A 24,437-nucleotide genomic window follows, 5' to 3' on the forward strand; every position below is an offset into this window, starting at 1 on the left:
CATGTATTCAAGAAGAAAATTCATTCAAACATCTATCACAAGTGGCGGCGCAGTATTCACTTCCGGAATGCCCCTTTTCAATATCAATTCAAATTCAGCGCAAATCCAAGAGGATATTTTGGGGCATGGTGACTTCAAATACAAGGTAGAAAGTGACTGGAGCAAAGCCAATAGCAACAGCCACCCTGTAAACAACTGTCATGAAATGGTCTTGGATAAAAACAATAGACTGATTTTATTGACTGACCATCCGAAAAACAATGTCTTGATCTACGACACCTCGGGTAATTTACTTGACACCTGGACCTTGAATTTTTCAGGAGCCCATGGCTTGTCTATTTCAGAAGAAGGGGGTGAAGAATTTTTATTTATTACAGATACTGGCTTAGGAAAGGTTGTTAAGTGCACCTTAGATGGTAAAATTCTAATGGAGCTAGACCACCCTTCTAAGATAGGGGCCTATTCTGAACATGCTTATTACCGACCTACAGAGACAGCTATTGGCCCAAATGGAGATATCTATGTAGCCGATGGTTATGGTTCTCAATTTATCTTACAGTACGACCGGACGGGCCAATTTATTCGAAAATTTGGAGGGGATAGTTTTCTTCAGCCAGACAAATTCAAACAAGCGCATGGGGTAGCCATTGATTATCGAGACCCTCAAAATCCTACCCTACTTTGCTCAGCAAGGATAAAGAATACTTTCAAAAGATTTACTTTAGCTGGTGAGTATTTGGAAGATCACTACCTACCAGGTGCATTTATAAGCCGTCCAGTTTTGGATGGTGAAAACTTGTATTCAGGGGTGTGTTTTGGAATGGAAGAAGGCAATTATAACATGCGCCTAAACAGAGGTTTTGTAACCATTCTGGACAAAGACAACAAGGTGGTTTCCAATCCGGGAGGAACGGCCCCTGTCTATAATAATGGTAAATTAGAATTGATGCTTCAGGAACTACCTGTCTTCAAACATTGCCATGATGTCTGTCTGGACAGGGACAAGAATTTATATGTTTGTCAATGGAATGCTGATGGCGTTTATCCTTATAAATTACATCGAGTGTAGGTAATCTATTTCTCATCTGAGGTGCCAAATGTTGAATCAGCTCTAAATTACCTTCACTTAGATCATGCAATAGACAGCTATTGCATGACCTATCTGAGGGCTTTAATTTTTCTTGTAGCATCCTCTGAAAATCAAATTTATAAAGCCCAGTAGTTAGTCTCCAGCATTTATTTTTTTCGATAATATTCTTTTCTTAAAACACATCAAAAGCCATTTTTTTACTCCCATTTTACTATTGTTGCAGGAAATGTGATTTATCTGTCCTACATTTGAGGTCAATAAGTTCTTTTATTATTTCTTCATCAACCGAAAAAGGCTTTACTTAACGTGAATTAAAAGGGAATCGTGTGAAAATCACGAACTGTCGCGCAACTGTAAGTAACCACAAAGGTTTTTACCCTTAGCAAATCCACTGTTCTTGAATTGAGAATGGGAAGGAAGGTAAAAATGTTACAAGTCAGGAGACCTGCCTGTTTCGAATTGACAATGCTTTCGCGATTCGAAGCGTGATGTCAGGTTCGGTGTTACCCTCTCAAGGTCAATTGTTTTCCCAGGGATAATTGTGTCTTTTTTGGTAATTCCCCAGATCTACCTCCTCTTCTTTCTCCAAGCAATTCCGAAATAACGCAAAGGGCTTTTAACACATTTTATTCATTTAAAAGTTAAAAGAACATGCAAACGCACATTCTTGGCTATCCGCGAATTGGTAGCAAAAGAGAACTCAAAAAAGCCTGCGAGCAATATTGGTCAGGCAAAATTTCACCACAAGAACTTGCCGAGGCAGGAAGAGAGATTCGATTCCAGAATTGGAAAACCCAGCAAGAGATCGGAATTAATCTTATTCCGGTCAATGATTTTTCATTCTACGACCAAGTACTTGACATGTCGCTCACTGTAGGGGCTATTCCTGATAGGTATCTGCCTCTTCTAGAAAAAACAAACCTTAGTCCGTTGGACCATTATTTTGCCATGGCAAGGGGCTACCAAAAAGATGGCTTAGACATCACCGCCATGGAAATGACCAAATGGTTTGATACAAATTATCATTATTTGGTACCTGAATTTACCGAAAAACAACGCTTTAAATACCGCTCATCCAAAGTTGTGGAGGAGTTTAAAGAAGCCAAAAGCCAAGGCATTAATGCCAAGCCGGTACTTATCGGTCTGGTCACCTATTTATTGCTTGGAAAAGAAAAGACAAGCGGATTTGATAAAATTGACCTTATCCATGATTTACTCCCTGTCTACCTGGAAATTTTAAAAGACCTGGAAAATAATGGTGCAGAGTGGATTCAATTTGATGAGCCATTTTTGGGTCTTGACCTCAGCGAAAAAGAAAAAGATGCTTTTGAAATGGTATACCAAACCATAAGAAAGGCTTTCCCAAAGCTGAAAATTCTTCTTGCCACTTATTTCGAGGGCCTAAATGACAACATTAACCTGGCCTTGTCCCTTCCTATCTGTGCTCTACACCTGGATTTGGTTCGGAACCCGGCTCAATTAGAGGCGGTATTGCCGCAATTCCCGGAAAAGTTAAGCCTATCCTTGGGACTTGTGGACGGTCGAAACATATGGAAAAACGACTTTAACAACTCACTTAAAGTCATCAACAAAGTCAGTCACATATTAGGCAAAGAAAGGGTGATGCTTGCGCCTTCATGTTCCTTATTGCATGTCCCTTATGATTTGGATGCTGAAACCCAAGAAGAAATTCTTTTACCGGAGATCAAACAATGGATGGCTTTTGCAAAACAAAAATTGACAGAGGTGGTATTACTTCAGGAATTGTCTTTGCCAAATCCTCATAGAGACAGCCTTCTGAAGCTTAAAGCAAACCAGGCAGCTATTGCTAGTCGCGAAAACTCAAGTCTGATCCACAATGAAACCGTGAAATTAAAGGAAACTGCCATTTCGCCTTCAGATGATAAAAGAGACAGCGGTTATGCGTCGAGAAGAACCTTGCAGCAAAAATTGCTAAAACTACCTTCTTTACCAACTACCACCATTGGCTCTTTTCCGCAAACAGGAGAGGTAAGAAAATGGAGGTCTCAGTTTAGGAAAGGTTTTATTGACTCGAAGACTTATGAAAACTTGTTAAAGGAGGCTACCGAAAAGGTCATCCGAAAACAAGAAGAAATTGGGTTGGATGTATTGGTCCATGGTGAGTATGAAAGAAACGACATGGTGGAATATTTCGGCGAACAATTAGCAGGGTTCACCTTTAGCCAATTTGGCTGGGTACAAAGCTATGGTAGCCGATGCGTAAAACCACCTATCATTTATGGGGATGTTTTCCGGCCTGAGCAAATGACGGTCTTCTGGTCAGCTTATGCCCAGTCCTTGACCAAAAAACATGTGAAAGGGATGTTGACAGGGCCTGTTACTATTCTACAATGGTCATTTGTCCGCAACGATCAACCTCGCTCTCAAACCTGCCGACAGATTGCATTAGCAATAAGGGATGAAGTATCGGATCTTGAAAAAGCAGGTATCAAAATCATACAGATAGATGAACCTGCCATAAGGGAAGGACTTCCCTTGCGGAAATCGGAATGGGAAACCTATCTCGCCTGGGCTGTTGAGGCCTTTAGATTGGCCTCTTCTGGTGTAAGCGATACTACCCAAATTCACACCCACATGTGTTATTCGGAGTTCAATGACATCATGCCAAGCATTGCCGCCATGGATGCGGATGTGATTACCATCGAATGTTCGCGCTCACAAATGGAGCTTTTGGATGCTTTTGCGGACTTCAAATACCCTAATGAAATAGGGCCTGGAGTCTACGACATCCATGCGCCAAGAGTACCTAGTCAACAGGAAATGGTACAATTGATAAAAAAAGCACAAGATGTAATTCCTACCGCCCAACTTTGGGTGAATCCGGACTGTGGCTTAAAAACCAGACAATGGGAGGAAACAGAAAAGGCCTTGAAACTTATGGTTGATGCTGCCAAAGAGTTGAGAGAAATAGAGAAAGCTCCCATAATCTAGCTTAAATCAATTTAGACCCGGGTTGGGTAATCCAATTCTATCTAATCCGGGTTTTTACATTGGCCATTTATTGCGCTGCAGAATTACTCAGTTGCTGCTCGAGTATTTCATCTTCCATCATTCTTTGTTCGAGTTCCTTGGCATAAGTTCTTCCCGGCTTAAAACCGTACTGCGTATAAGCCCTTGCGGCCCAATCTTTAGCCAAGTATAAATCACCTAGCACTTCATGGCCCAAAGAAATATTGTAACAAAGCTTTCCATAGGTTTTGTCATCTCCAGGAAGAGATAAACCTTCTTCCCAATTACTGATCGCATTTTCCCATTCATCAACTTCTGCATAGCGCCCTCCCTTTTCTAAAGCTGGGTATTTCTTTGATTTCGAATAAAAAGTACGGTTTATGTCTATGTACATAGGGGCAATTCTTCTTGCATAAGTGGCACCAGCCATTTGCCCCACAAATCTGGTGGCTTGTGCTTTTTCGATCAGTAGCACCATTGCTTGAGCTCTTGTCTCGGCTTCAGCTGACCAAGCATTGGTTTTCCCCATATCATGCTGGTCTAAAATATTACCACTTTCAGGGTCATACAACCTAAAGCCAACCTGAACTGATGCCACCCCTTCCACCATTATTCCAGGTACTTCTATGGTTTTGGCATTCTCATCTTTACCAATTTTTTTCTTGATGGTGATCTTTTTATCTGTGATTACAAAATCCGAACTGAATTTCTCCAAAGTCAATACCGCATCTGTTTCATAACGCATGCAAAGGTTTCTAACTATTTCTCGGTTGAGAGGTGCAGGGAAAGTTTGTGAAAAAAGTCCTCCTATCAGTCTTTCATTTGCACGTATAATTTCATACCTGGGAGAAGTATTAAGTTCTTGATGTATGGACGCCACTGTGCAATCAATGGCATTTTTCACTTCAAAAGGCATTTCACCAGTAAGTATCCCTTCAATAATAGCGACCCCCTGACTTTCAGGTTTTGTTCTGTCTACGATGAGTAAACGCTGTATTTTATTTGGCACATTAATCTCTGCAGGCATCAATCTCGTGATGGAGACATTCTTTGTGCAGGAGCCAAATGCCATCAGGATCAAAACAAAAAGCAAACATTTAACAATCTCTGAATTGGGAAATTTCATAAGCTTGAGTAATTTTCTGCAATTTAGCTCAAAATAGACAAAAGTTATCGGCCATTAAATACTAAAAAAGGGGCTTCTCCTTCGAAAAGCCCCCTAAATCTAAAATATTTATATTAATTACATACTTACCAAGGCTTGCCTGTGCCTTGAATTACCCAAGGTTTGGACCAAGCACTATTGGCTCCATCTACCTCAGAGAAATTGGTTGTCTCCAAACGGCTCATGGCTACCTCCACATTTGCTTCATTAAGATTTCGTTCCTCCACCATATAATACAGGCGAACTGGCAATACAGATCGAATAGTAAAAGGCCCAGCTTCCAATTCAGGGTAACCTGTTCTACGATAATCAAACCAAGACTCTGCTGCAGCCGTCCAAGAGGCTATCCACTTCTGTTCTATTAATTGTTTGACAGTACCATCAAATTTCACATTCTCCTGTGTGAGGTAGCTGTCTACCGAACCAGACAATCCCCAAGTAGTAAAAGAAGACTGAATGGCTTTGTTATAATATTCTTCAGCAGTACCTCCTACGGCCCAGCCTTTTAAAGCGGCTTCAGCCAAAATAAAATTAACCTCTGATGCCGAAATCAATCTTGCTTTCAATAAAGGTCCAGTAGGCTCTCTATACCTGTCATTAAGCCAAGAAACATGTGGATTAAATGCCGCTTGATTGGCATCTGGGCTCATGTTATAAACCTGCGCACCAGCTATACCTGGAGGAATCCCAACATAATCAGCATTCTGACTGATGTCTTCTAGCGCAATACTTCTGCTTTCCAATACATCGGGTGAAAGGTATCTTTTACCACCTTCTATCTTATCTGTTCCTTCAGGTAGACTAGCATCCACTACAAGAGGGATTTCAACAGGATTGGCCCATACTCCAAGTCTAGGGTCATTTTTGCTTCTCATGGCTTCTACCAGGGTTTGGCACATTTTCAATCTACGGTAATTGCTTGCATCTACATCAAACTTGGTATTGTTTGGCCAGCTACTTTCCTTACTTATACTTTCAAAAGCCATTGTGGCATCATCCCCAGGATTAGTAATGATTGGGTACATGCCAGGGTTCCCAAGAATGGTTTCTATTCCTTGTTTCGCAAAATCTGGCAACTTCTCGGAAATTCTCATATAGTACCTTAGCTTAAGCGAGTTCGCCATCTTTCGCCATTTTGAAGGGTCTCCATTATAGTAAACATCCGCTCCATCGATTGAGCTGTTGTAATCTCCTTTTGGTCGGGAAAGCAGTTGGTTGGCCACCTCCAATTCGTCGAGTATACCTCTATAAATATTCTCTTGGGTATCATAGGCAGGAAAAGTAGTCTCAGGAGTTACTTCGTTTCCTTTAAGGGCTAATGAATAAGGCGCATCTCCCCAGAGGTCCGTAATTAAACCAAACATCATCCCTCTTATTACCAAAGTTACCCCTTGGTGAAGTTCCTGATCCAGTTCTACCGCCCTGTCATATACAAATTGGTTGTTTCTAAGGATGCCATAATAACCCGACCAGCTATTACTTCGGTTCCAGTCATAGGAATTATGAGCTCCTGACCATCCATCTTTTTGGGTATGCTGCATGACTCCTGCGATGTCTTGATACCCAAGATTTAGCACAGATTTCCCCGCCTCTGTCAGCACCGTCGAAAGTACCAAGTTAGGATTCGCCGTTTCTGGACTTGCTCCATTTGGGTTAATATTCATTTCTATGAGATCTTCCTTACAGGAAAAGGTACACAGTAATAAAAGTGCCCAACCGAATAATAATTTATTCTTGATAATCATAATATTTTCGTTTATCAGTTGAAAACTAATACTTAAAAAGTAGCATTGACTTTAAATCCTATCGGCATCACCCAAGGCATTACGTTCCATCGCTCTATCCCTTGTTTGAATTGAGATCCTGCTTGGGTGCTCCCAGATGGTTGAAATGCCATCTCTGGGTCTATATTGATTTTCGCAGCTGTCCACAGGATAATATTCCTGCTATAAACAGATAAACTCAAATTCTGCATCTTTAAAACCGAGGCATAACGTTTAGGCAAGTCGTATCCAAAGGAAACTTCTCTTAACTTGACAAATGAAGCATCATACAAGAAGGCCCTTGAAAAGCTCCAGGCTGTACTACCTGCATAAGGCAAGGTTAGCGTTCCTCCAGGCTGTCCAATATTCTCGCCCAAGTTTTCAGCGTAGGCTGTAGGATTGCCATCGTCATCAAATTCTGTTGCATATACACCAGGAATAAATACGCCTCCATGGGGCAGAGTAAATGGGCCAAATGTGAAAGGGTAACCTCCGTATTCAGGCGTAGGTCCTCCAACCAATGGGAAGTTATTGCCATTGATCAAGATCATGGATTCCTTGTTATCGATCAGGTAGTCTTTCAATTCACTGCCTTCCATTTCTCCTGGATTGATCAATTTGTCTAAGAAGATTGAAGACCTACCATGCTCCTCTCCAAATCTATACGTTTGAGAAACAAAATCTCCGCCATTTCTCCAATCAAAGGTCAGGTTCAAATGAAAGTTTTTGTAAGACAGTGAGGTTTGCATACCCAAAATAAATTTAGGATTAAAATTACCTATTTTATTTCTGGTACTTACAGCGTCTATACTTTGCCATTTTCCTGTCTGATCCAAAAGCGGAAAACCGAAATAAGGAGATTCCGGATCCTCTACAGTCACCACTTGAGCATCATAAAGGTCGCCAATTTCCTCCCCTACATAAGTCCAGGCACCACCTCTGGCATCTGTCCAAAGTGTATAGTAAGGCAATTCATCTGCCAATTCAATAATCTTTGTCCTGTTCCTGGTCAGGTTAAAATTGGTCGTCCAGTTCCAGTTTTTACTTTGGATTATATCTGCGCCAAGTGAAAGCTCTACCCCTTCACTTTGTAAAAGACCAGCATTGATTTGTTTTCCAGAATAACCTGTGGATGGAGGTAAGCCTATTCCAATAATTTGATTTTCATTCTCTACTTTGTAATAGGTACCACTAAATCTTACCCTGTCATTAGCAAAATGAAGATCAATGCCCCCTTCAAATGAGGTTGCAATTTCCGGTTTCAAAAACGGATTCAAAATGTTACCAGGTAAAGTCAACCTTGGTATATTCCCCCATGCTCCTGCATTGGACAATGCAGCTAAAAGCTGGTATGGACTGGCATCATTTCCCACAGAGGCAAAACCTCCTCTAAGCTTTACCAAACTGAAAGGTTCCGGTAAATCTAGCATTTCGCTGACCAATACACTTAAGGCAGCAGAGGGATAGAAATAGGGGTTTGCGTCAGGAAGAGTGCTTGACCAATCATTTCTAGCAGTAAGGTCCAGGTAAAGCATGTCCTTGTAGGAAAGGTTTGCCAAACCATATAAACTATTGATACCTCTTTCAAATCTACTATTAGAATATTCGATATTATCTGGTGAGATATTCTGAAGTGTAAACACACCTGGAGTGATCAAACCAACACCCGATTTGGAGCCGGCAAACAGATTACTACCATTTTGGTATCGAATATTTCCTCCTCCAGAAAGCGTAATCCCAAAATCATTTACATCCTTATTATAAGTAAGTAAGAAATCAGCATTGGTTTCCATACGCTGAATTTCTGTAACACCATAGGCTCCCTCAGGCTCCTGACTGTAACTCCTACTTATCTTGGTTTCTCTGGTTTCATTGAAAAGGTCCAAAGAATAGCGAGCAAAGAAATTAAGCGATGGCGAAATCTGCCAATCGGCTTTTACATTTCCAAAAACCCTGTCTCTTTTGAAGCTATTGTTTACCTCATTGGCAAGGAAAAAAGGGTTATCAGTAACCCTGATTTCCTGACCAGCATCCATGGTTTTTTGTTCCAGTCCCTCTTGACCTGGTAGCCAGTAATCTTTCAGATCCAAAACATTGACATGAGGAGATGTTTCGTAGGCCCATTGCAATGGGTTTGTTCCGCGCTCACCTGCAGGTCTATTGTTCGAATTGTTACGACTAACATCTATATTGGTGCTAATGCTTAATTTATCATTAAGTTTTAGGTTGGAATTGATGTTTAAGGTATTTCTAAATAAATCTGAATTAGGTATGATACCTTTATTCCTCATGTTGGAATAAGACACCCTATAATTCATTGATTCACTACTATTGGCTACTGAAAAACTATTGGATGTGGTAACTCCCGTTTGGACAAAATTTTGAACGTTATTCGGGTAGGAAACCAAAGGCATAGCAATAGGATTGCCATTCTCATCCAAAGGGCTGTTCCATTGCACCTGCTCGTAACCTTTATCCAATTCGGCACCAAAGGCAGCATTCACATTTTCCTGTACCAGGCTACCAAATGGATTGGACAATGGCGTACCACTTATTTCTGGTGGAATGGCAGAAAATTGCCCTGCGCCAAATTTGCTGTGCCATTTCAGGAATTTAAAAGGAACATCAAATACAGTATTGGTGGATACATTTACGGTTAGGCGATCTACATTCCCACCTTTAGTAGTAATGATAACCACGCCATTCCCTGCCCGAGAGCCATAAAGTGCTGCTGCACTTGGGCCTTTAAGTATAGATATATCTGCAATATCATCAGGATTTAGGCCTGAGATTGCATTTCCATAATCCACTCTATTTTCTGAGCCTACCGAAGACACATTGTTAAGTGTATTGGCAATCGGCACACCATCTACAACAAACAGTGGCTGATTATCGCTACTTAAAGAAGAGGCACCTCTAATGACCATGCTTACAGATGAACCAGTACCTCCGGTAGAATTAATAGATACACCCGCAACCTTACCAGCCATTCCATTAAGAAAACTTTCCTGGACTACCCTGGTAAGCTCTTCACCACCCACGCGCTCTATAGAATAACCTAAAGAAATCTCTTCCCTTTTTATACCAAGTGCAGTAACTACGACTTCCTTCATTTCTGAAGCATCTTCATTGAGGGTGACATTAATTACTGAGCGGTTGCCTACCACTTCACTTAATGGCTCAAAACCGATAAATGAAAATATCAAAACCGCGCTGTTGTCTGCGACGGATATGGAATAATCCCCATTAACATCTGTGGCTGTACCGGATTGACCTCCTTGAATAAGTACATTCACACCGGGAATACCTAAGCCATCTTCTTGAGAGATAACTTTACCTGTGACCCTTCTACTTTGGGCCAAAGCTTCTGGAACTATGGATCCTATCAGGATACATAACATTACGAAACAATACCAGTGTCTGATTTTTGTAAACCTCTGCACCATAAATTATTTTTATAGTTTAAACTCTATTTCTTATTATACTACAATACATCAAAAAGATACCATTATCTCCGCAATATATATTGGCAAATAGGTAAATTATCAAAAATCTAACAACTCATATTGTATTATATGTATGTTTCTATTTTGTTAACAGTAGATTATTAAAGAGTTTATTCTGATTTTTACGCCTAAAAATAAGTATTACCAAATACCTTATAGATCAAATGATTATACTATTTTTTAACCTAAAAGCTAAAGCGTTTAAAAGGAATTGAAAAAAGGGGGATTTTAACTCCTGCCGATACTTCAAAAAAATAGAATGATTAAAATAATGAGAATTGCGGCCTATTTTGAGCCTAATTTTTCCTTTAACTTATCAATTAGACCTAACTTTTTCTGCAGCCGGGGACCAGGACTAATGCGATAAATAAGATTTAACCGATAATTTCCTGTACCCAAATTGATTTTATATCCACTGACCGGAGTTAAATTAACCTGATTGTATACATAATTGACATTAAGAGACCATCTATCGGAATTGTATCCGGTAAACCCTCTTACTAAATAATTTGGACGAATAGACCAGTTACTATTTTCAGTACCATCTTCAAAGCTCAAATAAGTCCTGCCCAATGACAAGCTGGAGGCTGCAGATAATGTAATGAAAAAGTGCTGCTTTATAATCCAGGAATAGGCGTAACCAAAATTCGGCCCTACTTCAAAATACTTTATCTGTTCAAAATTTTTGGCAGCAGATTGTGCATGCAGGATACCCATGGCATTTCTCACTTGCCCACCATAGATTTCCATTCCTGCCATAAAAGAACCTGCTGACTTTTTTTGCCACTCATTCTGTAAAAAGGCTGCTCTATAAGAAAATTCATCCCCATTAAACAAATACTGAACGGAAGCACCTAAAATCCTGAGCTTCATCTCAGGGAACATCCTTGATTCATTGGTATACGATGAAGTACTCCCCCTCTCTAAATAATAGCCATTATAAAATTGACCAAAAAAATCTATTACCCAATTTTCCGGGTAGGCATGGGCCTGCAAATCTAAGTACTTGGATTCACCTCGATTTTTATCTGGATTTAAAAACCCAAAACCGTAGGCAAGGTTCAAGGTTAACCCATTATAGGTAGCGCCAACTCCCATATTCAAAGTGGAGTTTGGCCGGTACCAATAATTTTCACCGCCTACTTTTAAACCAACTCCTGTATATTTTCTAGACAAATAGGTTCTTAGCACAAGTTTGTCGGGGAAGGTTTTATAGTATTCAGTTGAATCGGAAGACTCCTGCGCTACTACAGTGGCATGAAAAAAAAGAAAGGGAAGGGCTAAGGCAAAGATATATTTCATAAAGACAATTAAATTACCCATAATAAATGAAACCAACTCGTTCGCAAGATTAAAACGTAACTCATTTAGGAAAGGGAGGTTAGGAAAAATTAATTCGAAATAACCTCCATTTAATTATTAAAAAAAGAATAAGTATAAAAAGTTGCTTAATCACCCATAACAAATATACGGAATTTTCGTCCAGTAAAGCAAAAAAATCTTCTTAGTATACTTCGATATTTTAAAGAAATAATCACAAATTAAAAAATTCGATTTAAAAAAAACTCATCACTTTTCTCAAAAGATTACAAACAATAAATGGAGAATAAATTCAAAATTTAGACAAAAATGGGTCTTTTTTAGTTTAATTTAGGCTTAAAATACCTCAAATAATTACATTTCAAGAATTCAGAGGCATAATTATAGCAACTCAACTGGGACAGCTTAATAAACTTGAAATCCTGACCAATGAGATCGGGTTCGAATACAATAAAAAGGAAGAGCGGAAAAAAAAATTATTTATTCAAATAATCCAATTAATTAATCTAGCTATGTAGGCTTTCACATAAGTAGGTCCGGTCCTTACCAAAATTGGTAATTGATGGGAATTCAACGGATGTGTTCATTAAACCCCATATTCATAAAGAACTTAAAAAAACAAAACCTAATCGTGCTATTAAGTATCGCTTGGTCTTTGGGTTTTAAAGCAGACACTATTGGATTGTCTGTTCAATTAATTGACACCCCAGCAATAGAAAGCACCCAAGTATTCATTGTTAGCAAATGCAAAATGCTCTCTAATTAAGAAATTATTCTAAATTTTATCCTTGCCTAAAAACCACTTACGGAAGTAATAAAGCACTGGATTCTTGTATTTGAGTTGCTTCCAGGGACGGCTGCCGTGTGGCCTGTGCCATACAGGCAAATCAGGGAGTATGTAATTGTCAAAACCTAAGGCAAGAGATTTTTGACTTATGTGGGTGTCGTACCAGTCCTTACTGTTGTCCAGATCGGCAAAATCGTATTCCTTTAAAAAGTCAATATTAATCAGGGTACAGCAAAAACTAAGGCTTCTTGTAGTTTTTGTCGGATCTTTGGTTTTTAATTGTTTGAACTTAAGGTAGGGAAAATTTACCTTTCCCTCCCCATCATGGGTAATGGCTCCAACCAACCCCACCTTAGTATTATCATTCGCAAAATTCACTAAATTTTCTAGCGTATCTTGATTTACTTTAACATCAGATTCTACAATGATCAGGGGCAAGCTAGCTTCCAAGGCTGTTTTTTGGGCAAGCTGAAGGACAGTCTTATAATTGGGGGAAGGATTTGAAGTTATCTCCTCCAAGTTTATTAGCTTAAAGTCTTTACTGCTACTTGCCGTTTCCAAGGCCTTTTTGGTTTGATCAGTAGAGTAATCGTTAAAAACCCAATAGTCATATAGGCCATTGGCATCTGAAATGGCCTGAATGGTTTCCAGAGTAGCCTCCAGAGCGTCTTTTACGGGTGTGATTACAATTGCCTGCATCTTGGAAATGTAAGAAAAAATCCCTGGGAAAATTCCCAGGGATAAAATTTATTGTTAATTCAATTTTGCTAGCACTTCTTTTAAACGCTTCAACGCTTCTTTCAATTCAGCCTCAGACGCTGCATAAGAAAGCCTTATGGAATCGGGTGCGCCAAAAGCCGCTCCTGTTACCAATGAAACATTAGCTTCTTTAAGTACATATAGGCAAAAATCATCTGCATTTTCAATTTTCTGATCACCTGCTGATTTACCAAAAAAGGCAGAAACATCAGGGAAAAAGTAAAATGCACCTTCAGGAACGTGTGTTTTGATTCCAGGTATATCGCGCAATAAGTCCAATACCAAGTCTCTTCTTTGAAGGTAGGCTGCCGCCATTTCTTCAGTTGGTTTTTGGTCCCCAACCAGACCCGCTAAGGCTGCACGCTGAGCAATACCTGTCCCACCAGAAGTAAACTGGCCTTGAATTTTCTCACAAGCTTTCGCAATGAACAAAGGAGCACAGATATAACCAACTCTCCATCCGGTCATCGCATACCCTTTAGAAAATCCATTTACGGTGATCGTACGTTCAAACATTCCAGGGAAAGAAGCTATACTCGCGTGAGAGCCAGTGAAATTGATCAATTCATAGATTTCATCGGCTATTACCAAAAGGTTTTCTTTGCTTTTGATAACATCAGCAATGGCTTCCAATTCGGACGCACTAAAAACTGAACCTGAAGGATTACAAGGTGAAGAATAAATCACCGCTTTAGTCTTGTCCGTAATGGCTTCCTCTAATTGCTTAGCGGTAGCTTTAAAGTTGTTTTCCAAGCTACCTTGAATAAGCACGGGTACACCACCAGCCAATTTGATTACTTCAGAATAAGAAACCCAATAAGGAGAAAAAATGATCACTTCATCACCTTCATTGATAAGGCACATGAAGATATTGGCAATAGAATGCTTAGCTCCTGTAGAAACCACTATATTTTCAGCCTTCGCTTCTGATATATTGTTTTGATCCCTTAGCTTTTTAGCAATCGCTTCTCTAAGATCTTGATAACCAGCTACTGGAGGGTAGGAAAAATATTTTCCTTCGTCGATGGCATCTTTTGCCGCCTCTTGAATGTGTTTAGGCGTTTTAAAATCAGGCTCTCCAAGACTCAGGCCTATAATGTCTATTCCTTGAGTCTTTAATTCCCTGGCCTTTTTGGCCATAGCCAGCGTAGCTGACTCTTCCATATTGTTTATACGATCAGATAGGATGGAATTCATTTATATTTTATTTAAATTACGTTTGATAATCAGATTAGTAGGACCTTTTGTCCAAGTAAATTATTTGGTAATGAATGATGGCCTTTCCGCCCCTTTTTAATTTTGCAAAAATAAGCATAATGACAACGATTCCTAAATCTTTGACTAGTTTTGAGAAATGTTATCTTGGTTAATTAGGCTGGATCTTTTGGTTTTTTACACCTAAGTACAACAACTGGGCCTTTATATTCGTTTTAAACTTGTTATGAAAAAACTCATTTACTTATTATTTGTAGGGCTTTTTTTTATCACTTCAGCTGGATTTAGCCAAGAAGATTCTACCAGGGTTGAGGTAGACTCATCAGGTGTAGAAGAGAATATACTCCTTCCCACCTCTACGCCTGTACTCCTCTTTTCCGATGCAGAAGACAATCTCAAGGAAGAAAAAAAGAAGAAGAGGAAGAAAAAGAAAAAGAACTTTCACTTTGGTGAAAAAACCAGTAAAGGGTTAATAAAAAATAGCTTTAGGGATCAGGTAACTTATCAGTATTTTAATTACACTTCTAGAAATAAAAAAATAGACACCTATATCAGGGACATATTTTGGTATGACAGTAAAAACAAAGCCATCAAGACCGGGAACTTCAACCCATCTCAAGGCTATTTGTTACATGGACCATATGAAAAAAGAATTGGCGAGAATGTAGTTGAAACTGGCATGTACTTTTACGGTACAAAGCATGGCAGATGGATGAGTTTCGATGCTAAAAACATTCTTATAGACAAACGGAAATATTCAGAAGGATGGCCAAAAGCCTCAAGGATCACCTATTACAATCGAGGGGAGCGAAAGATAGAAAAGATAACTCCTATTGAATACGATCTCGAGGAGGGTAATTTCTTCCATTTTTACCCGGACGGACAAGTTGCTGTAGCTGGGGAATATAAATTTGGAGAGCGAATAGGCATATGGACAGAATATTGGCCCAGAGAAAATAACAAAACGGTGAAGAAGCGCGAAATTCAGTACCAGAATGAAGCTTTAAACAATGTCTTCAAACCTTATATCAGGGGTGAATGGGACAAAGAAGGCAATCTAATTTACAGCCACGTTCAATAAAAGGCATCCTCAAAGTGCTTGAAAGCTATAGCCCCCGTTTTGTCTTGGTACACCCCTACTATGTCAAATCGGATATCTTTCTTCCAGTCTTTTTCGTATAGGTAATTGTCAGCAGCTCTAATTATCAATTGTCTTTTTCGAAAATCCACAAATTCTTCAGCGTAACCAAAACCAGTTCCGCTGCGGAATTTAACTTCAACGAAGACTAATATTCCCCTTTGCTCGAGAATTAGATCTATTTCAGCATGTTTGTACCTGTAGTTGGCCGTAACAAAAACATAACCGTTTGCTATCAGCCAATCTTTGGCGAGCTGTTCAGCCCTCGTTCCTTTGTCATTGTGTTCAGCCATTGTATGATATTGACTATATTTGAAAAAAACCATTGCATAAGGTGAATCAATTTATAAATAAAAAAGTTATTTTCCGGGATTTAGGCACCAAAGATTACCAGGAATCCTGGGATTATCAGGAAAAATTATTTGCACAAACGGTTGATATTAAGATCTCTAATCGCAAAGCGACCCCTGATCAGGAGCAAATCACCGACAATTACCTCTTGTTTGTAGAGCACCCACATGTTTATACTTTAGGAAAAAGTGGTCGCCCGGAAAACCTTCTTTTAGACGAAGCTGGATTAAAACAATATGCGGCAAGTTATTACCCTATCAACCGAGGTGGAGACATAACTTATCATGGGCCAGGACAACTTGTAGGCTACCCTATTCTTGATTTGGACAACTTTTTTACGGATATTCACAAATACCTCCGCTTCCTCGAGGAAGCAGTAATCGCTACCCTTGAAGACTATGGAATAGCGGCAGGAAGGATTGAAGGATTAACAGGAGTATGGATAGATCATATCGAACAAAAAAACCCGAGAAAAATCTGTGCTTTAGGTGTAAAATCAAGCAGATGGGTAACCATGCATGGTTTTGCATTCAATGTAAACACTGATCTCAGCTACTTCAATCATATTATTCCTTGCGGGATAAGCGACAAAGCTGTCACTTCAATGCAATTGGAACTTGGAAAAGAAGTACTCCTTTCAGAAGTGAAGGATAAGGTAAAGTTTCATATTGGACGATTATTCGAGATGGAGCTATTGATAAGTGAAGAACAAAAATGAAAAAAGACATAAAATTCCACCCTGTGACTGGGGTAAAAATGGCCATCGTAAAGGAAGGTAAGGCAACAGATGAAAGCTGGGCAGTATACTTAATCAATAAAAACCTTATTGAGTTGGAAACCTTAATGATCACGGCTAAGGGCTACGGAGAGGTAGCTGGAGAAGCAAAAAAAACCTCTGTCATGCGACACATGATAGAAAAGTTAGAAGCAACGAGTATAGCCAGAGTAGAAGCAATTGATCCAGCTTTATTTCTTTTAAACAATGAGTTCTGGGTAAGTTATTATATTCTAGACCAAATATTTGACAAAAAGTTTATATTTGTAGCAGGCAGCGTTCAAGAAAAACACATGACCTACATTCCTGAACTGGACATGCAGGGCATCTTACATACCTAAAGCTTATGGCCGATTTTTTCGAACATCTGAATGACATCCTTTTTCTGGACATTGAGACGATCTCTGGAGCGGAAAAACTTGAGGATTTACCACTTAGGATGCAAGACGAGTGGAAGAAAAAAGCCCTACAATTACAAAGAACTGACGAAAGGGAAGCAGATGAACTCTATTTCGAAAAGGCAGGAATCTACGCAGAGTTCGGTAAAATCATTTGTATTGGAGTAGGTTATTTCACCTATAAAATAGAGGAAGACGAACTTATTTATAGGACCAAATCTTATGCAGGATTAACGGAACATGAAACTTTGCTTGAATTCCGAGGCTTATTAGAAAAACGGGACTGGATGCTTTGTGCCCACAATGGCAAGGAATTTGACATCCCTTATATTTGTAGAAGGATGCTTATCAACAAACTTCCTCTTCCTGAAATATTGCAGCTTTCAGGAAAGAAGCCATGGGAAATAAGACATCTAGATACCTTAGAATTATGGAAGTTTGGGGATTATAAACATTACACCCGGTTGGATTTGCTAGCGACAATCTTTGACATCCCCAGCTCAAAGGAAGGCATTGACGGCAGCATGGTCAACACTGTTTTTTACAAAGAAGAGGACCTCGATAACATTCGCAAATACTGCCTAAGAGATGTAGAGGTTACAGCCAGGATTTATCTTGCCTACCAAGGTTTGCCCGGTGACTTATCGTTCGAAATCATCAACCTAGACACAGCTGCAGAATAAACATCACAACATAAGGAAGGCCAATATTTTAGAATAAATATCCTTACCTTTATAATTACATTATATTTTTATGGGAAGAAATTCAGGAAGAAAAAAATCAGGATTTAAAAGCAAGGGCAACACGGCCACAGATTTAGAACAACTTAAATCAAAATTAACGCAATTTTTTGACAATAATTTCGGCGAAGCTTTCGCTGAAAAACAACTCATCAAAAAACTAGTACTGCGGGACGCAGCTACTAAAAAACTTTTAAGCCCATCCCTTCAGGCACTAGTGAAAGAAGGCAGGATAAGCTGTAGCCCTAGAAACCTTTATTCTTCAGCAGCAGATCCCGATTTCATCGTAGGAGAAGTAGATTTCGTCAATGCCAGGTTTGCATTCGTGATCCCTGATGATCATGCAAAGAAAGAAGACGATATCATGGTCAAAGAAGCAGATTTAAAATCTGCACTAGATGGTGACAAGGTTAGGGTAATGATCTTACCAAAAAGAGGAAGAGGAAACCGCAGAGAAGGTAAGGTGCTGGAAATTTTAGAGCGAAGCAGAGATGAATTTGTGGGACGGATAGAAATCTCCCCTCGATTTGCTTTTGTTGTTCCTGACTTTAAAAAAATGCATCATGATATCTTTGTTAAGAAATCTGATCTCGAAGGGGCTCAACATAACCAAAAAGTAGTCGTAAAGCTTACCGATTGGAAGGAAGGAGATAAAAACCCTACAGGGAAAATCATCCATGTTCTGGGTACGGCCGGAGACCATGAGGTAGAAATTCACTCTATCATGGCTGAATTCGGACTCCCATTCGATTACCCAGAAGAAATCGAAGCTGAAGCGGAGACCATTTCTGACCGCATCCCGGAAGCTGAAATCAAAAAAAGAAAAGACTTTAGAAATGTAGAAACCTTCACCATTGACCCGGCAGATGCCAAGGATTTTGATGATGCCATCTCGTTCCGCTATTTGGAAAATGGCAACATGGAAATAGGGGTACATATCGCTGATGTTACGCATTATGTAACGCCCAAGACTTTGATGGAAAAGGAAGCCTTTGACAGGGCTACTTCCGTGTATCTTGTAGACAGGACCATCCCAATGTTGCCTGAGCGACTCAGCAACGGACTGTGTTCATTGCGTCCTAATGAAGACAAACTCACCTTCTCATGTGTATTTGAGATAACTGACCAGGCTGAAATCAAGGATTTTTGGATTGGCAGAACGGTTATTCACTCCAACAGGCGCTTTAGCTATGAGGAAGCACAGGAAAACATGGATGCAGAAGCGGGAGATTATGCCAAAGATTTATTGAAAATCAACTCCTTGGCAAAAATACTTCGAGGAGCAAGATTTAAGAAAGGAGCCATCAACTTTGAGACAGTTGAGGTGAAATTCAATTTGGATGAAGCTGGAACTCCCGTTGGACTCATCATCAAAGAGCGAAAGGACGTTCACAAGTTGATCGAAGAATTCATGTTGCTGGCCAATAAAACGGTCGCCACTTATATTTATAATAAAAACAAAGGTAAAAGTACTTTCGTCTACAGGGTTCACGATTATCCAGACCTTGAAAAGCTGGCCACATTTGCCAGTTTCGCAACGAAATTTGGCCATGATGTCAAGTTTATGGATGAAAAGAAAGTATCCAATAGCTTGAACAAACTTATGGACGAGATAGTTGGTAAGCCAGAGCAAAATATCCTGGAGCAACTAGCCATCCGAAGTATGGCAAAGGCAAAGTATACGACAGAGCCTAAGCAACATTTCGGCCTTGCATTTGACCATTACACGCATTTCACATCTCCTATCAGAAGGTATCCTGATATGATGGTACATAGGCTTCTCCAACATTACCTGGATGGAGGCAAACCACCAGAAAATCAGGTATGGGAAGAAAAGTGTCTGCATTCCTCAGAGCGGGAGAAGAGAGCTGCCGATGCAGAAAGAGCCAGCATCAAATACAAGCAGGTTGAATACATGAAACTTGCTGAAGACAAAGATTACGCTGGTATAGTTACCGGAGTTACTGAGTGGGGTGTGTATGTAGAGATTTCTGAAACCAAATGTGAAGGGATGGTCAAGGTTCAGGATTTGACAGATGACTACTACGACTTTGACAATAAGAACATGCGATTGGTAGGTGCCAAAAACAAAAAAATAATAACCTTAGGAGATAAGGTACAGGTTAGGGTAACACGTACTGATATCGATAGGAGAACGATAGATTTGGAATTTGTAAGCAATGATAAATGACAACCAGCTCGAGGAAATTAAAACTACCCTTGAGCAACACATCCAAGCACTAGACTTAAAGGGAAATCCATCCGAACTCTACGACCCAATAACCTACCTGATGGGTTTAGGAGGAAAAAGAATAAGACCACTATTGACCTTACTTGCTTACAATTTGTACAAGGAAGATTACAAAAAGGTGCTTTCCCCAGCAGCTGGCATTGAGGTTTTTCACAACTTCACACTCATGCATGATGATATCATGGACAATGCGCCATTGCGTAGAGGTAAAGCCACTGTGCATGAGAAATGGGACGACAACACAGCCATCCTATCGGGTGATGTGATGTTGGTAAAAGCCTATGACCTATTTTTCTCTATAACACCTGAGCATCTTAAGGAAAGCCTTCAGTTATTTAGCAAAACGGCAGCAGAGGTTTGTGAAGGACAGCAGTTGGACATGAATTATGAAAAAAGGGATTCTGTGAGCGAAGCAGAATACCTAAATATGATACGTTTGAAAACTGCAGTCTTGCTGGGTTTCGCCTTACAGCTTGGAGCCGTATTGGCAGGTGCATCAAAGGAGGATGCAACGCATTTATACGATTTTGGCGTAAACATTGGGATTGCCTTTCAACTAAAAGACGACTTACTTGATGTCTATGCAGACAAGGAGAAATTTGGCAAACAGGTCGGAGGAGATATTTTAGCCAATAAGAAAACTTATCTTTTGGTTAAAGCCAATGAATTAGCGACGGGAACACCAAATGAAAGCCTACAGAAGTGGCTTAAGGCAGATGCCTACAATCCTGAAGAAAAAGTCGAGGCTGTAACCGCTATATATGACCAACTTCAAATCAAGGAGAAAACAATGGTGTTGATGGATGATTATTTCGAAAAAGGATTCAAGCAGTTATCAAGTCTTCAAGTTAAAAACTCAGCCGGACTACAGTTACTTCAAAACTTAACCCAAAACCTAGCCAACAGGGAAAAATAAAAACATGGAATTATCATTGACATTAATTATAATCATCATCACTTGTCTTATTTCTTATTATGGCTGGAAAAACCCTGAATTTATAAACAAACAATTGTTCACTCCTTACCTTATCAAAAGGGAGGGAAGCTACGGCCGGTTTCTGTTTTCTGGCTTCATACACAAGGATGGTACCCACCTCTTGTTCAACATGTTTACCTTTTTTTTCTTTGGCAATGTAGTAGAGTCCTACCTTACCTATATGTTTGGATTTGAAATGGGTGTAGTTGCCTATTTGGCTTTTTACCTTTTGGCCATTGTGATTGCGGATATCCCTACGTATCTTAAAGAACAAGACAACCCTGCATACCATGCGCTAGGTGCCTCAGGTGGCACTTCCGCAACTGTCTTTGCGAGTATAATTTTGATGCCCCTTTCTGATATTTGCATCTTTGGCATATTTTGCCTGCCAGGATTCATTTTAGGAATACTCTTTTTAGGCTATGCTTTTTACAAAGGCCGAGCCGGAGGAGACAATATCAACCATGATGCGCATTTCTATGGTGCCGTGTTTGGAATTGTAGTGATCGTATTGATTTCCCCTGAGAATGGTTTGCAATTCTGGGAACAAATAAAAAGCTTCAGCCTTTTTTAGACTGAAGCTTTTATATTATTTCGCTTTTTTCAACTGCCTCACCAGTTTGTCCACCACTTCTTTTAGTAATGGAATCCAATGTTCTCCCTTTTCTTCGGCAAATACGTCCGGACCAGGGATTCCTACGCGCATACCAACGATGCTTGTAGCATTGCCACCACTTCCTTCAGTCTTGAAATACACATCAACAGCATTGATGTTTTGAGTAAATTTTGAGAGTTTGTCTATAGAAGACCTTATTTCTTCTTGTACAGCATTATTGATTTCAATATTGACTGATTGCACATCAATCTTAATTCCATTGTAGTTTTCTGTGAAATTCATTTTCTAAATAGTTTAACTCCATCAATCCGGAGTAGTGATAGTTGATCCTACGAATATCTTAAAACTGAGGAACAAAAAAAAGGTCATCCGCTAGAATGACCTTTAAATAATTAATTTCTTAGTAAGCTTAAGCTTCTGCTGGAATGACTCCTACAAAAGATTTACCATCGTGCTTTTTAGTAAAAGCAACTTTACCAGGAACCAAAGCAAAAATTGTATGGTCTTTACCCAATCCGACGTTAACGCCAGGATGGTGTTTAGTACCTCTTTGTCTTACAATAATGTTACCAGCGATAACTGATTCACCACCAAATTTCTTTACACCAAGTCTCTTACTTTCAGACTCTCTACCGTTTCTAGAACTACCTACACCTTTCTTATGTGCCATAACTTATTATTATTTAAGGTTGCAACCCGAAGGATTACAGTGTGATATTTTCGATTATTAATTTCGTGAATTGCTGACGGTGACCGTTTTTCTTTTTGTAACCTTTTCTTCTTTTCTTTTTGAAGACGATTACTTTGTCACCTTTCACATGTTCAAGGATTTTCCCTGATACCTTAGCGCCTGATAATAATGGCGCCCCTATCGATACAGTGCCATTGTCATCTGCCAAAAGCACTTGATCGAATTCTACGGAAGCGTCAACTTCGCCTTGCATTTTTGGTGCAAAGATGTGTTGATCTTTTGTTACTTTGAACTGCTTACCGGAAATGTTAACTATTGCGTACATAATGGTTTGATATAATTCAATTATCAAAATGAGGTGCAAATATAAGAAAATATACCAAATAGTTAAAATAAATATCCAATATTAATTTTAGTTTATACACTTTAAGGCCAAAAACAAAGGTGATTCACGCTGCCCAAACCCAATTAATTGTATCCAAACGCCAATTTTAGCAATAAACACCAACAATTGAGCAGTATAATATTGAGTGACAGCAATTTAGAAAGCATATGAATCCAGCGTTTAAACCATAAATTTGACCAGGAGTCAAAAAAACAGCTGTTTTAGGCCGTTTTTAAATATTTCAAAATTATTTAAAAAAAGTTAACCTTGCATATTAAGACCATTTAGATTAAATCTTTACTTAACATAGAATATTTTAATATACTGTTTTTAAGTTTATTATGGTCTGTTGACCGAGATTCAACTTTTTAGGGTTTTTAGCAGATTCCGGCTTTACTTTTTCAATTTTCTTGCCCATATTTGTTAAGTCTTTGTTACCAATTCAGTCTAAAAGCCTTTTGTCTAGACAGTAAGAAGAAATACGGTACGGGCTAGCAATTAATTTTTATTCAGATAAAACCATTTCTACTAATGAAGTCAGAGCCAATATTAGAACAGGGAGATAACAGTCGATTTGTATTATTCCCCATCCAACATGATGACATATGGGAATATTACAAAATGGCGGAAGCAAGCTTTTGGACAGCGGAAGAGATAGATTTAGGGCAAGACCTTAACGATTGGAAAAACTTAAGTGATGGGGAACGTCATTTCATATCACATGTACTGGCATTTTTTGCGGCAAGTGATGGAATAGTTAATGAAAATCTTGCAGAAAACTTTGTCTCAGAAGTACAATATACAGAGGCAAAGTTCTTTTATGGTTTTCAAATTGCCATGGAAAACATCCACAGTGAAACCTACAGTCTATTAATAGACACCTATATAAAGAATGCTGAGGAAAGAGACCACCTGTTCAATGCCATAGAACATATGGACTGCATAAAAAAGAAAGCGGAGTGGGCTTTACGCTGGATTGACAATGGCAATTTCATGGAGCGATTAGTCGCTTTTGCTGCAGTGGAAGGAATATTCTTTTCCGGATCCTTTTGTTCCATATTCTGGTTGAAGAAAAGAGGTTTGATGCCTGGCTTGACTTTTTCCAATGAATTGATCTCAAGAGATGAAGGATTACATTGCGATTTTGCTTGCCACCTTTATACTAAACACTTGGTTAATAAATTACCTGAAGAACAGGTTACAGAGATCATCAAGGATGCGGTAGAAATTGAAAAAGAATTTGTTACAGACGCATTGCCTGTAAGACTTATTGGTATGAATTCTGAGTTGATGTGCCAATACATTGAATTTGTGGCAGACAGATTGCTACTTGAACTGGGATGTTCTAAAGTATGGAACAGTAAAAACCCGTTTGATTTTATGGACATGATCTCTTTAGAAGGAAAAACCAACTTCTTCGAAAAGCGTGTTGGAGATTATCAAAAAGCCGGGGTAATGAAAAATAAAGACGAAACTTCCTCAGATAAATTTTCTGTTGAAGAGGACTTTTAATCATTTTT

20 protein-coding genes and 1 riboswitch are annotated in these 24,437 nt (G+C 39.2%); of the genes, 10 read left to right on the forward strand and 10 right to left on the reverse strand.

The genetic code is table 11. The annotated features are described in order from the left end of the window. Position 1 precedes the first annotated feature (1 nt). Positions 2-1,069 carry a 6-bladed beta-propeller gene (locus AAC073_RS11380; RefSeq protein ID WP_339923956.1) on the forward strand — a complete coding sequence of 356 codons (1,068 nt, stop codon included), beginning with the start codon at positions 2-4 and terminating at the stop codon, positions 1,067-1,069. 296 nt (positions 1,070-1,365) lie between these two features. Further along, positions 1,366-1,558, forward strand: a riboswitch (cobalamin riboswitch). 183 nt (positions 1,559-1,741) lie between these two features. Then, the gene (gene metE, locus AAC073_RS11385) at positions 1,742-4,063 is read left to right on the forward strand and encodes a 5-methyltetrahydropteroyltriglutamate--homocysteine S-methyltransferase (RefSeq protein WP_339923957.1); all 2,322 of its coding nucleotides are present in this window, start codon (positions 1,742-1,744) and stop codon (positions 4,061-4,063) included. A 67-nt stretch (positions 4,064-4,130) separates the two neighbouring features. On the opposite strand, the gene AAC073_RS11390 is transcribed toward metE, so the two are convergent. The 6 genes from AAC073_RS11390 to AAC073_RS11415 form a co-directional block, all read right to left on the reverse strand. Continuing rightward, on the reverse strand, positions 4,131-5,207 hold the full coding sequence (locus tag AAC073_RS11390; protein ID WP_339923958.1) for a DUF6340 family protein: 1,077 nt from the start codon (positions 5,205-5,207) through the stop codon (positions 4,131-4,133). A 125-nt stretch (positions 5,208-5,332) separates the two neighbouring features. Then, positions 5,333-6,991 carry a SusD/RagB family nutrient-binding outer membrane lipoprotein gene (locus AAC073_RS11395; protein WP_339923959.1) on the reverse strand — a complete coding sequence of 553 codons (1,659 nt, stop codon included), beginning with the start codon at positions 6,989-6,991 and terminating at the stop codon, positions 5,333-5,335. A gap of 32 nt (positions 6,992-7,023) precedes the next feature. After that, on the reverse strand, positions 7,024-10,455 hold the full coding sequence (locus tag AAC073_RS11400; protein WP_339923960.1) for a SusC/RagA family TonB-linked outer membrane protein: 3,432 nt from the start codon (positions 10,453-10,455) through the stop codon (positions 7,024-7,026). Between the two features lie 345 nt (positions 10,456-10,800). Beyond that, a complete protein-coding gene (locus AAC073_RS11405) occupies positions 10,801-11,817 on the reverse strand; it encodes a DUF4421 domain-containing protein (RefSeq protein ID WP_339923961.1) in 1,017 nt (338 codons plus the stop codon). A gap of 793 nt (positions 11,818-12,610) precedes the next feature. Beyond that, positions 12,611-13,321 (reverse strand): glycosyltransferase, encoded by a 711-nt coding sequence (locus tag AAC073_RS11410; RefSeq protein WP_339923962.1) that lies wholly within the window; start codon positions 13,319-13,321, stop codon positions 12,611-12,613. Between the two features lie 54 nt (positions 13,322-13,375). Continuing rightward, the gene (locus tag AAC073_RS11415) at positions 13,376-14,578 is read right to left on the reverse strand and encodes a pyridoxal phosphate-dependent aminotransferase (protein WP_339923963.1); all 1,203 of its coding nucleotides are present in this window, start codon (positions 14,576-14,578) and stop codon (positions 13,376-13,378) included. Positions 14,579-14,822: 244 nt separating this feature from the next. Here AAC073_RS11415 and AAC073_RS11420 point away from each other — a divergent pair, with 244 nt between their 5' ends. Further along, complete coding sequence (locus tag AAC073_RS11420; RefSeq protein WP_339923964.1) at positions 14,823-15,677, forward strand: hypothetical protein; 855 nt, start codon at positions 14,823-14,825, stop codon at positions 15,675-15,677. On the opposite strand, the gene AAC073_RS11425 is transcribed toward AAC073_RS11420, so the two are convergent. Further along, the gene (locus AAC073_RS11425; protein ID WP_339923965.1) at positions 15,671-16,027 is read right to left on the reverse strand and encodes a YraN family protein; all 357 of its coding nucleotides are present in this window, start codon (positions 16,025-16,027) and stop codon (positions 15,671-15,673) included. The two genes, AAC073_RS11420 and AAC073_RS11425, sit on opposite strands and share 7 nt — an antisense overlap. 41 nt (positions 16,028-16,068) lie before the next feature. Here AAC073_RS11425 and lipB point away from each other — a divergent pair, with 41 nt between their 5' ends. From lipB to AAC073_RS11455, 6 genes are all read left to right on the forward strand, one after another. Next, positions 16,069-16,803 carry a lipoyl(octanoyl) transferase LipB gene (gene lipB / locus AAC073_RS11430; protein ID WP_339923966.1) on the forward strand — a complete coding sequence of 245 codons (735 nt, stop codon included), beginning with the start codon at positions 16,069-16,071 and terminating at the stop codon, positions 16,801-16,803. Beyond that, complete coding sequence (locus AAC073_RS11435; RefSeq protein ID WP_339923967.1) at positions 16,800-17,201, forward strand: hypothetical protein; 402 nt, start codon at positions 16,800-16,802, stop codon at positions 17,199-17,201. Before lipB ends, AAC073_RS11435 begins: the two co-directional genes overlap by 4 nt. A 5-nt stretch (positions 17,202-17,206) precedes the next feature. Continuing rightward, entirely contained in the window at positions 17,207-17,941 is a 735-nt protein-coding gene (locus AAC073_RS11440) for a 3'-5' exonuclease (protein ID WP_339923968.1), read from the forward strand. Positions 17,942-18,011: 70 nt separating this feature from the next. Then, positions 18,012-20,189 (forward strand): ribonuclease R, encoded by a 2,178-nt coding sequence (gene rnr / locus AAC073_RS11445; protein WP_339923969.1) that lies wholly within the window; start codon positions 18,012-18,014, stop codon positions 20,187-20,189. Beyond that, entirely contained in the window at positions 20,179-21,165 is a 987-nt protein-coding gene (locus AAC073_RS11450; RefSeq protein WP_339923970.1) for a polyprenyl synthetase family protein, read from the forward strand. Before rnr ends, AAC073_RS11450 begins: the two co-directional genes overlap by 11 nt. 4 nt (positions 21,166-21,169) lie before the next feature. Next, positions 21,170-21,799, forward strand: a complete 630-nt coding sequence (locus tag AAC073_RS11455; RefSeq protein ID WP_339923971.1) for a rhomboid family intramembrane serine protease — start codon at positions 21,170-21,172, stop codon at positions 21,797-21,799. A 15-nt stretch (positions 21,800-21,814) separates the two neighbouring features. Here AAC073_RS11455 and raiA read toward each other — a convergent pair whose 3' ends face one another. The 3 genes from raiA to rplU all read right to left on the reverse strand — a co-directional run bounded on the left by raiA (position 21,815) and on the right by rplU (position 22,857). Next, entirely contained in the window at positions 21,815-22,123 is a 309-nt protein-coding gene (gene raiA / locus AAC073_RS11460; RefSeq protein WP_339923972.1) for a ribosome-associated translation inhibitor RaiA, read from the reverse strand. 127 nt (positions 22,124-22,250) lie between these two features. After that, complete coding sequence (gene rpmA / locus AAC073_RS11465) at positions 22,251-22,511, reverse strand: 50S ribosomal protein L27 (protein WP_339923973.1); 261 nt, start codon at positions 22,509-22,511, stop codon at positions 22,251-22,253. Between the two features lie 34 nt (positions 22,512-22,545). Then, positions 22,546-22,857 (reverse strand): 50S ribosomal protein L21, encoded by a 312-nt coding sequence (gene rplU / locus AAC073_RS11470; RefSeq protein ID WP_339923974.1) that lies wholly within the window; start codon positions 22,855-22,857, stop codon positions 22,546-22,548. A gap of 591 nt (positions 22,858-23,448) precedes the next feature. Between rplU and AAC073_RS11475 the strand changes: the two genes are divergently transcribed. Next, a complete protein-coding gene (locus AAC073_RS11475) occupies positions 23,449-24,429 on the forward strand; it encodes a ribonucleotide-diphosphate reductase subunit beta (RefSeq protein ID WP_339923975.1) in 981 nt (326 codons plus the stop codon). The last annotated feature ends 8 nt before the right edge of the window (positions 24,430-24,437 follow it).

The sequence above is a fragment of the uncultured Cyclobacterium sp. genome (assembly GCF_963977555.1).
In the GTDB taxonomy this organism is placed as follows: domain Bacteria; phylum Bacteroidota; class Bacteroidia; order Cytophagales; family Cyclobacteriaceae; genus Cyclobacterium.

Coding starts and splice junctions, on each gene's coding strand:
- AAC073_RS11380 (WP_339923956.1), top strand. CDS start 2: ATGTATTCAAGAAGAAAATTCATTCAAACATCTATCACAAGTGGCGGC.
- metE (WP_339923957.1), top strand. CDS start 1,742: ATGCAAACGCACATTCTTGGCTATCCGCGAATTGGTAGCAAAAGAGAA.
- AAC073_RS11390 (WP_339923958.1), bottom strand. CDS start 5,207: ATGAAATTTCCCAATTCAGAGATTGTTAAATGTTTGCTTTTTGTTTTG.
- AAC073_RS11395 (WP_339923959.1), bottom strand. CDS start 6,991: ATGATTATCAAGAATAAATTATTATTCGGTTGGGCACTTTTATTACTG.
- AAC073_RS11400 (WP_339923960.1), bottom strand. CDS start 10,455: ATGGTGCAGAGGTTTACAAAAATCAGACACTGGTATTGTTTCGTAATG.
- AAC073_RS11405 (WP_339923961.1), bottom strand. CDS start 11,817: ATGAAATATATCTTTGCCTTAGCCCTTCCCTTTCTTTTTTTTCATGCC.
- AAC073_RS11410 (WP_339923962.1), bottom strand. CDS start 13,321: ATGCAGGCAATTGTAATCACACCCGTAAAAGACGCTCTGGAGGCTACT.
- AAC073_RS11415 (WP_339923963.1), bottom strand. CDS start 14,578: ATGAATTCCATCCTATCTGATCGTATAAACAATATGGAAGAGTCAGCT.
- AAC073_RS11420 (WP_339923964.1), top strand. CDS start 14,823: ATGAAAAAACTCATTTACTTATTATTTGTAGGGCTTTTTTTTATCACT.
- AAC073_RS11425 (WP_339923965.1), bottom strand. CDS start 16,027: ATGGCTGAACACAATGACAAAGGAACGAGGGCTGAACAGCTCGCCAAA.
- AAC073_RS11435 (WP_339923967.1), top strand. CDS start 16,800: ATGAAAAAAGACATAAAATTCCACCCTGTGACTGGGGTAAAAATGGCC.
- AAC073_RS11440 (WP_339923968.1), top strand. CDS start 17,207: ATGGCCGATTTTTTCGAACATCTGAATGACATCCTTTTTCTGGACATT.
- rnr (WP_339923969.1), top strand. CDS start 18,012: ATGGGAAGAAATTCAGGAAGAAAAAAATCAGGATTTAAAAGCAAGGGC.
- AAC073_RS11450 (WP_339923970.1), top strand. CDS start 20,179: ATGATAAATGACAACCAGCTCGAGGAAATTAAAACTACCCTTGAGCAA.
- AAC073_RS11455 (WP_339923971.1), top strand. CDS start 21,170: ATGGAATTATCATTGACATTAATTATAATCATCATCACTTGTCTTATT.
- raiA (WP_339923972.1), bottom strand. CDS start 22,123: ATGAATTTCACAGAAAACTACAATGGAATTAAGATTGATGTGCAATCA.
- rpmA (WP_339923973.1), bottom strand. CDS start 22,511: ATGGCACATAAGAAAGGTGTAGGTAGTTCTAGAAACGGTAGAGAGTCT.
- rplU (WP_339923974.1), bottom strand. CDS start 22,857: ATGTACGCAATAGTTAACATTTCCGGTAAGCAGTTCAAAGTAACAAAA.
- AAC073_RS11475 (WP_339923975.1), top strand. CDS start 23,449: ATGAAGTCAGAGCCAATATTAGAACAGGGAGATAACAGTCGATTTGTA.